This is a genomic window from Alishewanella jeotgali KCTC 22429, assembly GCF_000245735.1.
GTDB classification, from domain to species: Bacteria; Pseudomonadota; Gammaproteobacteria; order Enterobacterales; family Alteromonadaceae; genus Alishewanella; species Alishewanella jeotgali.
The window spans coordinates 559,099-572,604 of sequence record NZ_AHTH01000005.1 but is presented as its reverse complement, the minus strand read 5'-3'; the positions used below and the strand labels follow the sequence as shown (position 1 = coordinate 572,604).

13 protein-coding genes and 1 tRNA gene are annotated in these 13,506 nt (G+C 47.6%); 11 read left to right on the top strand and 3 right to left on the bottom strand.

Annotation, left to right across the window (positions count from 1 at the left end; translation table 11 throughout):
• A partial coding sequence (locus tag AJE_RS04220) for a helix-turn-helix domain-containing protein (RefSeq protein WP_008949818.1) occupies positions 1-366 on the bottom strand: 366 nt, incomplete at its 3' end.
• A 451-nt stretch (positions 367-817) separates the two neighbouring features.
• On the opposite strand from AJE_RS04220, the gene AJE_RS04215 reads away from it, so the two are divergent.
• The 9 genes from AJE_RS04215 to AJE_RS04175 all read left to right on the top strand — a co-directional run bounded on the left by AJE_RS04215 (position 818) and on the right by AJE_RS04175 (position 8,249).
• Positions 818-894, top strand: a tRNA-Trp gene (locus tag AJE_RS04215).
• A 9-nt stretch (positions 895-903) separates the two neighbouring features.
• On the top strand, positions 904-1,215 hold the full coding sequence (locus AJE_RS04210; RefSeq protein WP_008949817.1) for a hypothetical protein: 312 nt from the start codon (positions 904-906) through the stop codon (positions 1,213-1,215).
• A complete protein-coding gene (rimI, locus tag AJE_RS04205; protein WP_008949816.1) occupies positions 1,208-1,648 on the top strand; it encodes a ribosomal protein S18-alanine N-acetyltransferase in 441 nt (146 codons plus the stop codon). The genes AJE_RS04210 and rimI overlap by 8 nt, the downstream gene beginning before the upstream one ends.
• 112 nt (positions 1,649-1,760) lie before the next feature.
• Positions 1,761-3,347, top strand: a complete 1,587-nt coding sequence (gene prfC, locus AJE_RS04200) for a peptide chain release factor 3 (RefSeq protein ID WP_008949815.1) — start codon at positions 1,761-1,763, stop codon at positions 3,345-3,347.
• An 11-nt stretch (positions 3,348-3,358) separates the two neighbouring features.
• The gene (argS, locus tag AJE_RS04195) at positions 3,359-5,098 is read left to right on the top strand and encodes an arginine--tRNA ligase (protein ID WP_008949814.1); all 1,740 of its coding nucleotides are present in this window, start codon (positions 3,359-3,361) and stop codon (positions 5,096-5,098) included.
• A gap of 76 nt (positions 5,099-5,174) precedes the next feature.
• Positions 5,175-6,266 (top strand): AAA family ATPase, encoded by a 1,092-nt coding sequence (locus tag AJE_RS04190; protein WP_008949813.1) that lies wholly within the window; start codon positions 5,175-5,177, stop codon positions 6,264-6,266.
• Position 6,267: 1 nt separating this feature from the next.
• On the top strand, positions 6,268-6,756 hold the full coding sequence (locus AJE_RS04185) for a hypothetical protein (protein ID WP_008949812.1): 489 nt from the start codon (positions 6,268-6,270) through the stop codon (positions 6,754-6,756).
• Positions 6,757-6,772: 16 nt separating this feature from the next.
• Entirely contained in the window at positions 6,773-7,411 is a 639-nt protein-coding gene (gene pdxH / locus AJE_RS04180; protein ID WP_008949811.1) for a pyridoxamine 5'-phosphate oxidase, read from the top strand.
• Positions 7,412-7,418: 7 nt separating this feature from the next.
• Positions 7,419-8,249 (top strand): TatD family hydrolase, encoded by an 831-nt coding sequence (locus AJE_RS04175; RefSeq protein ID WP_008949810.1) that lies wholly within the window; start codon positions 7,419-7,421, stop codon positions 8,247-8,249.
• A 9-nt stretch (positions 8,250-8,258) separates the two neighbouring features.
• Here AJE_RS04175 and AJE_RS04170 read toward each other — a convergent pair whose 3' ends face one another.
• The gene (locus AJE_RS04170; protein ID WP_237709296.1) at positions 8,259-8,870 is read right to left on the bottom strand and encodes an AhpA/YtjB family protein; all 612 of its coding nucleotides are present in this window, start codon (positions 8,868-8,870) and stop codon (positions 8,259-8,261) included.
• A 193-nt stretch (positions 8,871-9,063) separates the two neighbouring features.
• On the opposite strand from AJE_RS04170, the gene serB reads away from it, so the two are divergent.
• Complete coding sequence (gene serB / locus AJE_RS04165; protein ID WP_008949808.1) at positions 9,064-10,077, top strand: phosphoserine phosphatase SerB; 1,014 nt, start codon at positions 9,064-9,066, stop codon at positions 10,075-10,077.
• Positions 10,074-10,970 (top strand): alpha/beta fold hydrolase, encoded by an 897-nt coding sequence (locus tag AJE_RS04160; protein WP_008949807.1) that lies wholly within the window; start codon positions 10,074-10,076, stop codon positions 10,968-10,970. The genes serB and AJE_RS04160 overlap by 4 nt, the downstream gene beginning before the upstream one ends.
• On the opposite strand, the gene AJE_RS04155 is transcribed toward AJE_RS04160, so the two are convergent.
• Positions 10,954-13,473, bottom strand: coding sequence for a PilZ domain-containing protein (locus tag AJE_RS04155; RefSeq protein ID WP_039928035.1), 2,520 nt, complete (start codon positions 13,471-13,473; stop codon positions 10,954-10,956). The genes AJE_RS04160 and AJE_RS04155 overlap by 17 nt on opposite strands.
• Positions 13,474-13,506 lie beyond the last annotated feature (33 nt).

The window sequence follows — 13,506 nt, the reverse complement described above, 5'->3', positions numbered from 1 at the left end:
AGCGTTGTGGTGGTACTCCACACCAAACTCGGTTTTGATGTAGTGAAGAATTTTCTCGCCGGTCAGTCTGCCACCTTGCTCACTCTGGCTATGCGATTCAATAAACTCGCCTAATTGCTTTTGCTGTTGTGCGCTGAGATAAGGAATCCGCCCCTTTGCTTTGCGGGCTTCAAGACCATCCAAGCCCGCTTCAAGGTAACTTGACACCCAGTTATTGACGCTAGTTCTGCTGATCTTCAATTGATTAGCGACTTGTGTGCGGTTTTTACATTCAAGGAATTGCGCGATCGCGAGTAAACGCATGCGTTTACGCGCATTTTTCTCAGCGCGGGAAAGTTTAAGAATATCTTCAGAGGTCTGATTCATAAAGCTAAGATTAGACTAATTCGGTTAGCATAATTAGAACAGAAAATCAGATGGAATGGTATAAGCGCCCCTTGCACGAAGAGCCAAACTAAACCCTTACACCACACTCAGACTCCGGTACGCCCGCCGTACCGGAGCCATCCTGCGATAGTGATAAAGACACGCAAGCGAGACAGCAAAGCAGACCAATAACAACGAGCCATATCCGCGCCATCAATGACACATCGAACTACGACCAAGCTGCCTCTATCTGCAAAGCCATACGAATTAATGCCAATACCTAACTACACCGCTCTCGCAATCCGGTTAACCAGCATTGCAGCGCTCAGAGCAGCATGCTAAGGTGCAGTTTAATCGCACATAATGTATGTTTTGTATGCACTTGAATAATGCTTTGCAGTTTTCTGCTTTACCTTTGTTGGCTTCTTTGTATAATGGCGGCTCCAACGCTAGGGGCATAGTTCCAATTGGTAGAACAGCGGTCTCCAAAACCGATGGTTGGGGGTTCGAATCCCTCTGCCCCTGCCACTTCCTGATATGACAAATCTTAATTCAACTCAATTATTACTGTTACAGCAACTTGGTATTAAGCCATTGCAGCCGAAGCAAGGTTTTTTCGCTATGCCGGAAAAGGCTCTGCCATCAGCTGGTGAAAGCTTGAGTGGCCAGCTAGTTGCTGATCTGGAAACCTGTCTGACGCTGACCTCTTTGCAAGGTTACCGCATAGCGGCGCAACAGAATGCGTTTAGCGTGCAGCAGCAACAATTACTGCTCGATCCCCAGTTCCAATTTACTCCTCAACAAAAACGTGCACTCTGGGCACTGCTGGGTGATTATATCAATGACTGAGATCCGCCCGTTAGAGCCTAAACAGATAGCCGAACTTTATCTGATTGAACAGGCTGCCAATCCGTATCCATGGTCAGAGAAGGTATTCGCCTCTTGCTTTAGCGAGCGTTACTTTAGTTTTGGTATCTATCTGCAGGGACAATTACAGGGTTTCTATTTTGGCCAGCATATCGCAGTCGAAGCGCAACTGTTTAATATCTGTGTGCGGGTAGATGCGCAAGGGCAGGGGCTGGGGGCTCAGCTGCTGCAGCATTTTATCGCCCAGTGCCAGCAACGTCAGGTGCTGGACGCCTGGCTGGAAGTGAGAGAATCAGCAAAGCATGCTATTCAGTTGTATCAAAAGTATGGTTTCATTGAAACCGGCCGCCGCGCCAATTATTACGTTAATGCCGCGGGTCGTGAAGCCGCCGTTTTAATGGCATTACCGCTGTAACAGCTGCTTGCTGTTCAAGATGCTGTGAGTGAGCCGTTACGGCTGCTATAATAGCCGGCATTTACCAATACAGCTGCGACAAAAGTTTTCAGCGCTATTAGTTACGGAAATTATGACCAATCAAGCCTTTATTGCGGAAGTTGACAGCCGCAGAACCTTCGCTATTATCTCGCACCCGGATGCCGGTAAGACTACTATCACCGAAAAGGTGTTGTTATTCGGGCAACTTATTCAAAAAGCCGGTACCGTTAAAGGCAAAAAATCCGGCCAGTATGCCACCTCAGACTGGATGGAGATGGAAAAAGAGCGGGGCATCTCGGTTACTACCTCAGTGATGCAGTTTCCTTATAAAGACTGCCTGGTAAACCTGCTGGATACCCCTGGTCACGAAGATTTCTCGGAAGATACCTACCGCACCCTGACTGCAGTAGACTCTTGCCTGATGGTGATCGACGGCGCCAAAGGTGTTGAAGATCGCACCATCAAGTTGATGGAAGTTACCCGGCTACGCGATACACCTATTCTGACCTTTATGAATAAAATGGACCGGGATATCCGCGATCCGGTTGATTTGCTGGATGAAGTGGAAAGTGTGTTGAAAATCGCCTGCGCCCCTATTACCTGGCCTATTGGTTCGGGTAAGGAATTTAAGGGCGTTTACCATATCCTACGCGATGAGGTCATTTTTTATAAATCGGGTTTTGGCCATACCATTCAGGATGTCGATATCATTAAAGGTATTGATAACCCTGAATTGGATCAACGTCTTGGCTATTTCGCGCAACAATTGCGGGACGAAATGGAACTGGTGCAGGGCGCCAGTCATGAATTTGACCGCGAGTTATTTTTAAAAGGTGAATTAACACCGGTATTCTTTGGTACAGCCTTGGGTAACTTCGGCGTTGACCATATGCTGGATGGCCTGACGGCTTGGGCGCCGGCACCCCAGGCGCGTGAAACCACCAGTCGTAAGGTTGAGCCAACAGAGAGCGGCTTTAGCGGTTTTGTATTTAAGATCCAGGCGAATATGGATCCGAAGCACCGCGACCGCGTCGCCTTCCTGCGTATCGTGTCGGGCAAGTATGAAAAAGGTATGAAAGTACGGCATGTCCGGATTGGTAAAGATATTTTGATCCCGCAGGCCTTAACCTTCCTTGCTGGCGACCGCGAGCATCTGGAAGAAGCCTATCCGGGTGATATTATCGGTTTGCATAACCATGGTACGATCAAAATTGGTGATACCTTTACCACTGGCGAAGATATGCAGTTTACCGGTATCCCGAACTTTGCCCCGGAATTGTTCCGCCGCATCCGGCTGCGTGATCCGCTGAAACAAAAGCAATTATTAAAAGGCCTGGTTCAGCTGTCAGAAGAAGGCGCAGTACAGGTGTTCCGGCCGCTGGATAATAACGATCTGATAGTCGGTGCCGTTGGCGTACTGCAGTTTGACGTGGTGGTGCATCGCTTAAAATCAGAATATAACGTTGATGCCTTGTATGAGAGCGTCAACGTCAGCACGGCGCGCTGGGTTTATTGCGATGATGCTAAAGCGCTGCAGGAATTCCAGAACAAAGCCAGCAGTAACCTGGCATTGGATGGTGGCGATAACCTGACCTATATTGCACCGACCATGGTTAACCTTAACCTGGCGATGGAGCGTTATCCGAAGATCAAATTCTTCAAAACCCGTGAACACTAACAGGTTAAGTAATGAATATTAAACAGCTTTTAGCCAATAAAACTCAGGACGCCTTTATTAAGTTAGGCTTGCCGGCTGAGACCAATCCGGCGGTGACACAAAGCACTAGGCCGGAATTTGGTGACTACCAGATCAATGGCGCGATGAGCGCCGCTAAACAGTTAAAAACCAACCCACGCCAGTTGGCTGAGCAACTGGTTGCCTTGTTAGCCCTGGATGACCTGGCCAGCAAGGTTGAGATCGCGGGGCCTGGCTTTATTAATGTGACCTTAAAGCCCGAGTGGCTGGCCGGCGAATTAGCCAAAGCCGCCAGTGATGCCCGCCTGGGCGTCAGCGCGAATCCGCAACCACAAACCGTAGTGGTGGATTACTCGGCACCAAACCTGGCGAAGGAAATGCACGTCGGTCATTTGCGTTCGACCATTATCGGCGATGCCGTGGTTCGTACCCTGGAGTTCTGGGGTGATAAAGTGATCCGGCAAAACCATATGGGGGATTGGGGCACCCAGTTCGGGATGCTGATTGCGCATCTGGAAGATAAACTGGCCGAGGGCGTGGATCTGGAAAGCGTCGCGCTGGCCGACCTGGAGGACTTCTACCGTCAGGCGAAAAAGCGTTTTGATGATGAAGCCGGCTTTGCGGATAAATCCCGAGACTACGTGGTGAAACTGCAAAGCGGTGATGCACATTGTCAAAAACTGTGGCAACTCTTTATCGATACCTCGGTTAAGCACAGTAATGAAGTCTATCAGAAGCTGAATGTGACGCTGACCGATGCCGATATCAAACCGGAAAGCGCCTACAACCCGATGCTACAGCCTATTGTTGACCAACTGGTTGCAGCTGGCATTGCGGTTGAAGATCAGGGCGCGCTGGTGGTGTTTTTAAGCGAGTTGGCCGATAAAGAAGGCAAGCCATCGCCCTTTATTATTCAGAAAACCGGCGGTGGTTTCCTGTATGCCACCACTGATTTAGCTGCGTGTCAGTATCGCAGCCAACAGCTGGCGGCGGACCGGATTATTATCTTTACCGATGCCCGCCAGGCGCTGCATTTTAAGCAAGTTGAACTAACGGCCCGTAAAGCTGGTTTATTGCGTGCCGACACCGCTTATGATCATTGCCCGTTTGGGACCATGATGGGCGAAGATGGTAAGCCATTTAAAACCCGTACCGGCGGCACTGTCAAGCTGGCTGAACTACTGGAAGAGGCCGTGGTGCGGGCGGATGCGGTGGTGCGGGAAAAATCCAGCGAGCTGTCGGAGCAGGAGATCGCCGAAATCGCGCGTAAAGTGGGGATTGGCGCGGTGAAATTTGCTGATCTGTCGAAGAACCGCACCAGTGACTATATCTTTAGCTGGGATGCGATGCTGGCTTTTGAAGGCGCTACGGCTCCTTATCTGCAATACGCGTACACCCGGGTGCGCAGCATTTTGCGTAAAGCTGAGGTTGCAGACAGCTTCCAAGCGCCTATCGTACTGACCGCGGAGCAGGAAAGGCTGCTGGCGGTGAAAATCCTGCGCTTTGAAGAAACGCTGCAGCAGGTGATGAAGGATGCTCAACCGAATTTGCTCTGTAGCTACCTGTACGAACTGGCTAGTTTATTTATGACCTTCTATGAAGCCTGCCCAATCCTCAGAGAGAGATTTAATCGTAAAGTTAGCGACAGTCGTTTAATGTTGAGTATTCTCACCGCCAAGTTACTGCGGCAAGGGTTGGATTTACTTGGTATAGAGGTTATGGAGCGCATGTAATATTCGCAATTCCTTATTGCGCATGACATCGTATATGTAAATATGACACTCATTAAAATATAGGATGATTATAAATATGCTTAAACGACTTTATGTTCATAACTATCGTTGCTTCGAAAATTTTGAGTTTAAGCAGAAAAGCTCTTCAGCTTTACTATTGGGCAAAAATGGTGCAGGTAAATCTACACTACTAAATGTGCTGAAGATATTTCAAAGCATAGGACGTGGAACAAATCGTCTTTCTTCATTAATATCGCTTTCTGATTTTTCATTGGGTAGGAAAGAAGTTCCAATCAATTTTGAAGTTGAAATAGAAATTGATCAAAAATCATTTAAATATTCTCTTTCATTAGAATTGCCTGATGGTTTTAAAGAGTTGAGAGTAAAAGAGGAGAAGCTGGAACAAGGAGAACGGCTAATATTCATGCGTGATTCTGCTAATGTTGTTCTTCACAGAGCAGACGGCGGGGAATCTCAGTTTTTCATGGATTGGCATATGATTGCACTTCCTATTATTAGAGAGCCGTCGTCTTCTTTGGATAAGCTAATTACTTGGTTTGATGAGTTAGTTTTATTAGCGCCGATTCCTTCGTTAATCAATGGTTATACGGACAGCTTTTCTTTATCACCAAAAGAAAATGGCAGTAATTTCTCGGACTGGCTTTCGGGAGTGCTAGCTAGGTATCCAGCGTCTTATGCAACGATAATTGAACATCTGAAAGAGACGATGCCAGATCTTATGGATTTCAGATTTGAGCAGCTAGGGAAAGATTCAAAAAATCTTTTTGTAAGGTTCAAGTCCGAAAGTAAGAAAATTGAGTTCCCTTTTGATGTTCTTTCTGATGGTGAAAAATGCTTCTTTATCTGTGCAGTTGTTTTAGCTGCTCAAGAAAATTATGGTCCATTGTTCTGTTTCTGGGATGAACCTGACAATTATTTATCATTGAGCGAAGTAGGACATTTTATTGTTTCGCTTAGGCAAGGGTTCGGTGGTAATGGGCAGATTCTAATGACATCACATAATGAAGAGGCTATTAGGCGATTTTCTAACGAAAATACTTGGGTCATGTCAAGAAAGAGCCACCTAGAACCTACGGTGATTAGGCTGTTGGATGAAATTAATCCACCAAAAGGCGTAGTTGAGTCATTAATTGTCGGAGACATTTAGCATGGCTGTGAACAGGTATTCAGATCATGTGCTAGTTGTCCCAGAAGACGATGCTAACCGCCAGCTCGCGAACGGGTTTATAACACATTTTTCAGTGAAACCTAGAGCTATTCAGGTTCTGAACCCAGAAGGAGGGTGGTTAAAGGTTTTAAGTAAATTCCAAAACTTATTAATTGAAGACTTAAGAAACTACCCTAAAATGCATTTAGTTCTTCTTGTTGATTTTGATAACGATTATCAGGGTCGGATACAGCAATTTAAACAAGAATGTCCTCAAGAATTGTGTGATAGATTTTATGTTCTTGGGGCAAGGAGTGAGCCGGAATCGATAAAAAGAGCTATGGCTAAAAGTTATGAAACTATTGGGCATCTATTGGTCGATGATTGTCGTGGGAATGCCAATACTCATTGGTCCCATAGTGAGTTGCAACATAACTTAGGTGAGATTGCCAGACTAAATGCAAGTGTTAGTCCATTCTTATTCAAATAGATGGAGCGTATGTAAGATGAAAATTGATGATATCCGCCGTAGTTACACCAAAGATAAGCTGGATGCGGATAATTTAGCCGCTGATCCGATAGTGCAATTTGAGCAATGGCTAAAAGATGTGATTGCTGCTGAATTGCCGGATCCGACAGCAATGTGCGTCGCGACGGTGGATGCATCAGGCCAGCCGTCGCAACGGCTGGTGCTGTTAAAAGACGTCAACAGCAGTGGTTTTACGTTTTATACTAACCTTGGCAGCCGTAAAGCCTCTGAGCTGGCGGTTAATCCGAAGGTCAGTCTGCACTTTCCCTGGCATCCACTGGAGCGCCAGGTGATTGTTTACGGCACCGCCGAGCGCGTACCCAGCAGTCAGGTAGTAAAATACTTTCTGTCGCGACCCAAAGAAAGCCAGCTGGCGGCGTGGGCATCAGAGCAAAGCCGGCCAATTTCGACCCGGCATGCCCTGATGCAAAAGTTTGCCGAGATCAAACATAAGTTTGCGCATGGCGAAGTGCCTTTGCCCTCGTTTTGGGGCGGTTTTTTGGTGAAGCCGTCGAAAATTGAATTCTGGCAGGGGGGCGAACACCGTTTACATGATCGCTTTATGTATCAGCGTCAGGCAGATGGCAGTTGGCAAATTGAGCGGCTGTGTCCTTAATTAAGCCATGGCCTCATTTAGCTCTGCAACAATTAACCCAAGCCGCCTGCCATCAGGCGGCTTGGCGCTTTTTGATACCCACTGTCACCTCGACTTACCACAACTGGCACCACTGCAGCAGGAGCATTGGCAGCAGGCACAGCAGGCCGGTGTCAAAGCACTACTGATCCCGGCGGTCTCGGCTGCAGCCTGGCCTGACTTACTGCAACTACGGGCCACAGAACCGGCTTGGCAAATTGCGCTGGGGATACATCCCTGGTGGGCGGCGCAGCATAGCTTGCAGCAGGTGATACAGCTGGCTGACTTACTGGAACAACACCGCGGGCAAATATCTGCAGTAGGTGAAATTGGCCTTGATTTTGCGCTCGATAGCGACACCTTCGAGCTGCAGCAGCAGCTATTTAGTGCCCAACTGACGTTGGCTAACCGCCTGGATCTGCCGGTGATCCTGCATCATCGCAAGAGTCAGGTGCAACTGCTGGCGGAGTTAAAACGGCAACGTTTTGCCGCGGGCGGCATCCTGCATGCATTTTCAGGCAGCTATGCGCAGGGGATGGCCTTTATCGAGCAGGGTTTTAAACTGGGTATTGGTGGTACTATCACTTACGAGCGTGCCGAGAAAACCCGTAAAGCGGTATCAAAGCTGCCGCTTGCGGCCTTAGTGCTAGAGACGGATGCACCGGCAATGCCGCTGTCTGGCTTTCAGGGGCAAACCAATACGCCGGCACAATTACGACGGGTGTTTGAAAGCTTATGTAATTTGCGGCCAGAGCCACCAGAGCATCTTGCTACGGCGCTATGGCAGAATAGCCTGACAGTGCTGAGATTAAGCCGCTGAGACGGTAACTCAGGTTTGCTGCTTGACCGGCAGCTTACGATAGCGGCTGGTCAGACGGTAAAAGCTACGTTTTAACAACATGCCGATGGCGGCAGTTAATAAAAACAGTCCCAGCATCTGCTGCATCAGTTGCTGCCAGAAGTCATAGCCCGGGAACAGGTTTTTATCATGTAACAGGCTCACCTTAATGTAGCCGAGCAATTGTTGATTAACCCGGATTTCCTCTACCATTGGGATCAAGGGTAATGCCTGATCCGGGCTATACAGTAAACGCGCCGGCGTATTGGCTTCAGACCAGCTCAGGCGCACACCGTTGGCATCGTAAACCACCACATCATGCAGAAACGGATTTTCTGCAATATGTTGTGTCAGTTGCTGCAAGCCTTCCAGCTGATCATTTTCCAGTAAGTAGCCGGCGGTATGAGACAGCGCACTCAGTGTCTCACGCATCAGCAGCTGGTTTTGCTGTTGTAGTACCTGCTGTCCTTCCGCCCTGGCACTACTCCAGCTGTGCAGAATAAACCAGATCCCAAGTACAGCCAGCGCCAGCTGTAGCAGTGTAATAACACTTGAAGAAGGGTTAGCGGATAAGCTATGGTGCTGCATATTTCTTAACGACAATACCGGTTCGCCTGAATTGGCGCTAGGATGCCATGCCTGTTGCTCCAAGTACAGAAAAGTAAAGATATGTACAAATAAGTACAGATTTAACCGTTTTGCCTGCTAAGGCGAATGGTTGCCACAGCGCAATAGGTAAAGCTCAGTCAATACAGCACAGATAATAAAGTACAGACAGTAAAATACAGGATTTAACTTGAACTCATCAGTACAGCCCAATCCGTTCAATGATCTCGCGCCACTGCAGTTAGTTACAGCATATGGTGGGCAGTGTCTCCTTAACTGGCATGCCGGTCAGTTTAGCGAGGTGAAAGTAGCAGACCTTAAACCCGAATTGCCGGTACTGCTTTGTTTTGGCCGTGACTTCAGCTGGCAGCTGCTTAACACCCTGGCGCAGGCACTCGCCTTACCATCAGGTAGCTATACGCTTAGCCAGAGTAAGCCGCATCCGGCGCTGCCGGCAGCACTGCGGTTACACCTGCCTTTGACTTATCAGCCTACGCCGGCGTTACTCAGTCGTTTAGCCCTTGATCACGACTGTCAGCTGGTTTATCTGGCGCAGCAGCCGACGTTACGCAAACCCGGTTTGCTGTTGATGGACATGGATTCTACGGCGATTGAAATTGAATGTATCGATGAAATTGCCGCTCTGGCGGGTGTCGGTGAGCAAGTGGCTGCGATAACGGCCCGAGCAATGAACGGCGAGCTGGATTTTGCGCAAAGTCTGTTAGCGCGGGTTAAGGCCTTAGCCGGTGCGCCAGAGTCAGTATTAACCGCTGTATTACAAACACTGCCGTTAATGCCGGGCTTAACGGAGTTGGTGCAGCAACTTAGACAGCATCAGTGGCAGCTTGCCATTGCCTCCGGTGGTTTTACCTATTTTACCGAGGCGCTACAGCAGCGGCTTGGCCTGAGTGCGACCTTTGCTAACCAGCTGGAGATCGTTGACGGCAAATTAACCGGCCGGGTGCTTGGCAATATTGTTGATGCGAAACGCAAAGCTGAAGTTGTGAGTGAACTGGCGCAGCGTTATCAGATAGCGCCATCGCAGACCGTGGCTATTGGTGATGGCGCTAATGATTTACCGATGTTGGCCGAGGCTGCGCTAGGCGTCGCTTTTCATGCTAAGCCGAAGGTGCAGGCGGCGGCAAAGGCGGCGATTACTACAGGTTCCTTATTACAACTGTTGTATCTGTTGGATTGTCCGTGAACCATCAGCAAGCCTCGCTGTTTCTTGAGCTGCCACCTTACCGCTTGCATCTGCGGCAGCTACAGCCGGTAGCGACAACTCTGGCGCCGGTATTATATCTGCACGGTGCGGTAGAGAATGGCCGGATTTTTTACAGCCAGAACGGTAAAGGCCTGGCTTGCTTTCTGGCGGATCGGGGCTTTATCGGCTATGTCGCTGACTTTGCCGGTCGGGGCTTGTCACAGCCGAGCTTAGCGGAAGGCTTGCAGCAGGATCAACAACAAATGATTTGCCGGGATATACCGGCGCTACTGAATTACGTTTACCAGCAACATCAGCAAAAGGTGATTCTGATTTGCCACTCCTGGGCCGGTGTGCTGGCAGCAGCCAGTCTGGCGCGATTTCCTGAGCTGGCGGACAAAGTGCTGGCTAAGGTCTGTTTTGGTACCAAAAGAGTGATTAGTGTGAACAGCCTGGCGCGAAAATTAAAAATCGACCTGTGCTGGAACACCCTGGCGCCTTGGTTGGGGCAACGCTATGGTTATGTGCCCGCTAAACGCTGGCGTTTTGGTGCTGACGATGAACCCACGCAATTCCTGTGTGATACCGTACGCTGGATCAAGGGCGCCCCCTTTGTTGATTGTAGTGATGGTTTTGACTATCAGGCAGCCTGTCAGCAGCTAAACTGGCCGCCGCTGTGGCATTTTGCGGCGGAACATGACCAGCTGCTCGGGCATCCGCAGGATGTGCAGGCTTTTATGCACGAAGCTGCTCAGGCAGAGGGGCGCTATACCTTGCTAAGCCGCGCGAATGGCTATCAGCACCCTTATGATCATATTTCGATGCTGACTGCGGACACGGCCAAACAGGAACATTTTGCCGAATTGATAAGTTGGTTTAATCAGTTAATTTAGCAAGAACGGCCTGGCGTTGTTGCTGCTGTTGGCGACTGCGCTCAGGGGAATATCTGTTAACTAACTCTGCTGAGATTTCTACACCATCTGCTACCCCCTCAACGTGCCACAATTCTTCTTCCAGCGACTTGGCTTTGTGGATGGCATAGACGCTAATATAGCCCAATTCCTTAGCGATATAATCGGAATCTAATTTCCCCGTCCTGGTCAGAAAGAAGCGGAAAGCAAATAAAGTATGATGTTCCAGTGCGTCTAATGCAAAGACCTTGAGATCTTCAGCATTCTCAAACTCAAAATTGAAATAGCTACTTAGTTGTTGTTGTCCGGCTACTTGTGAAACGCGAATATAGAGTTCGTAGGCTTTGGGCGGGTCCTGACGTTTCATCTGTTTGAGTTGATTCGCCAATTCATAATTAAGAGCATGAGCTTTGGTCAGCAGTTCAAAGTTTAATCCAGAGCCAGGTTCCTGAGCAAGCAGCAATAGGCTATGTAACGGATTTGGTTGTGCACCCTGTCCAAGTACTGAGATATCATGCCTTAAACCCTTCCGGTGTACAAAGATAGCAAAATTAGTAAGCGTTTTTAGATACATATTACGCAGAGCATCTGAAAGGCCAGGATACTTTGGCGTTTCCTCTGCTACTGTTAGCTTGTTACGATTACTCTGGATTAATTGTTGGAAAAATAACTTTCCCTCATGATGATCAGTTTTGGCTACTTTTAAATTCATAATTGTACGGCTTTTACTTACAGCCATAATTTCGTAGGGAAGTCTCTGTAACTGATGTTTCGTGGTGATTTTTTGCAAATCAGGCAGATCAAGCAGAATAACATCACCCTTCTGTAAGTTCACTGCTTGGGTAGTTTCCAGTTGCAATCCACCAGCAGAGAAATCACGGCTAAAGGCCGCTATGGGTTCGCTGTCGCTTTTATTTCGGAGTAACACTGTCGTTTTGTAAAGATAGCGTGATTCGGCTCGCAAGTTAACGTAATGAATCGGAATAGCTTCACACGAAGTTCTCGGCAAGACTTTACTCAGTCCAAATTTGTTTAAGGCGGCAAGTTGCGTACTATCATAAGGGTGTGCTGTATAGCAGTAACGATATTCGTTGGCACCGACTTCGGTTAAAGCAACGATATAGTGAATATCTTCGAGCATCCCCCGTAATAATGGTGAGGTTTGTTGTACACTATTTGAGCCAGGTAATGCGAATTCGCTTTGGCTATGAGATATGTTCGTTTTTAATAGATTAAGGTGAAATATTCGCCAGCTAGGTTTGCCCGCGCCAAAGCCAAAAAACATACTTTTCAGTGTTGGCTCGGTTTCGAGCTCGCTGGCCAAAGCCGCATAGAAGTAGAGCTTACCTTTAGCAGCATGCGTAAAGGAATACAAGATATCAGTACGCTCGTTAACCTTAAGACTAATTAACGCTTTTAATCGCCGGGCTGATAATACCTGACTGAGTACAGATTGCTGTTGTTCGTCTAAAAAATAATGCCATATGCCTTTGTTGTAATCACTTGTCAGACCAAAACGACTGGTGACTTGACCTTCAGTAATATTCAGATAAACGGGTAAGCTGTTAATTCGTGGCAGATAATATTGTTCGTAACCTTTAGTAATCACAGCGTCAGTAGTATTATCGAGGTTAACTTTATATCGACGCTTGTTGCCATTAATAAAACTTTGCAGAAAATGATTAAATTTTGGATGTAGTTCAGGATCTATACGCTTTAAGCGCCAGTAAGCGTATTTATCCTGTATCTCCTGTCCTACGACTTGATAATTCAATCCTTCAGGCAAATTAAGGGTAAACTCTTTTTCTAGCCCTTTTAAAGCGAGATTGATAATTTCACCATCCCGCACCACCTTATCCGATGGCACTTTCAGTTTGCAGCCTGAGATCGACAAGTCGCTAGTCAGAGCTGGATAACGGCTTTCTCCCTGCCGGACTTCAACCTCAATGCCAAAGTTCATCCTCTCTTCACTGCGGCTAATATAATTACCAAATTGTACAAATTTATTCGGATTGGCCTGTTCAGTTTGCTCAATTAACTCGTTAGATTGGCTACTTGATTCTTCCGGTAGTGTTGGACCGCGTCTGAGGTTTTCGAGTGTGTTGCGGATCCGTGCCTCTGTCTCCTTACGGTGACGAACGCGATAATTGTTATCGGCATTCATCACATCTTCATAAACGCCTAAGGTATAGAGACCATAGGCTTGTACACCGGACTCAAAGATCTGGCGGGCAGTGTCATCCAGGTAGTGAGTTTTATCAAGATATTGAAATGGCTTAACTTCACCGTCGACATGCCCCCGCAAATCAATAAAATAATTACAGGGTTGAGCTAACCTTTTCAATTCCATTTTCAGTAAAAATTGTTTGGATTTGGGTAAACCTGCGGTAAGGCTAGCGAAGGTTTGCTCAAACTCCGGTAAGAGTATCAAACCTTTCATTCGCTCAATAATACCAACATAGGCTTTTAAGTCAGATGACGTCATAGTTAGCTGATTCAGTTGCCAAATAAATGGCAG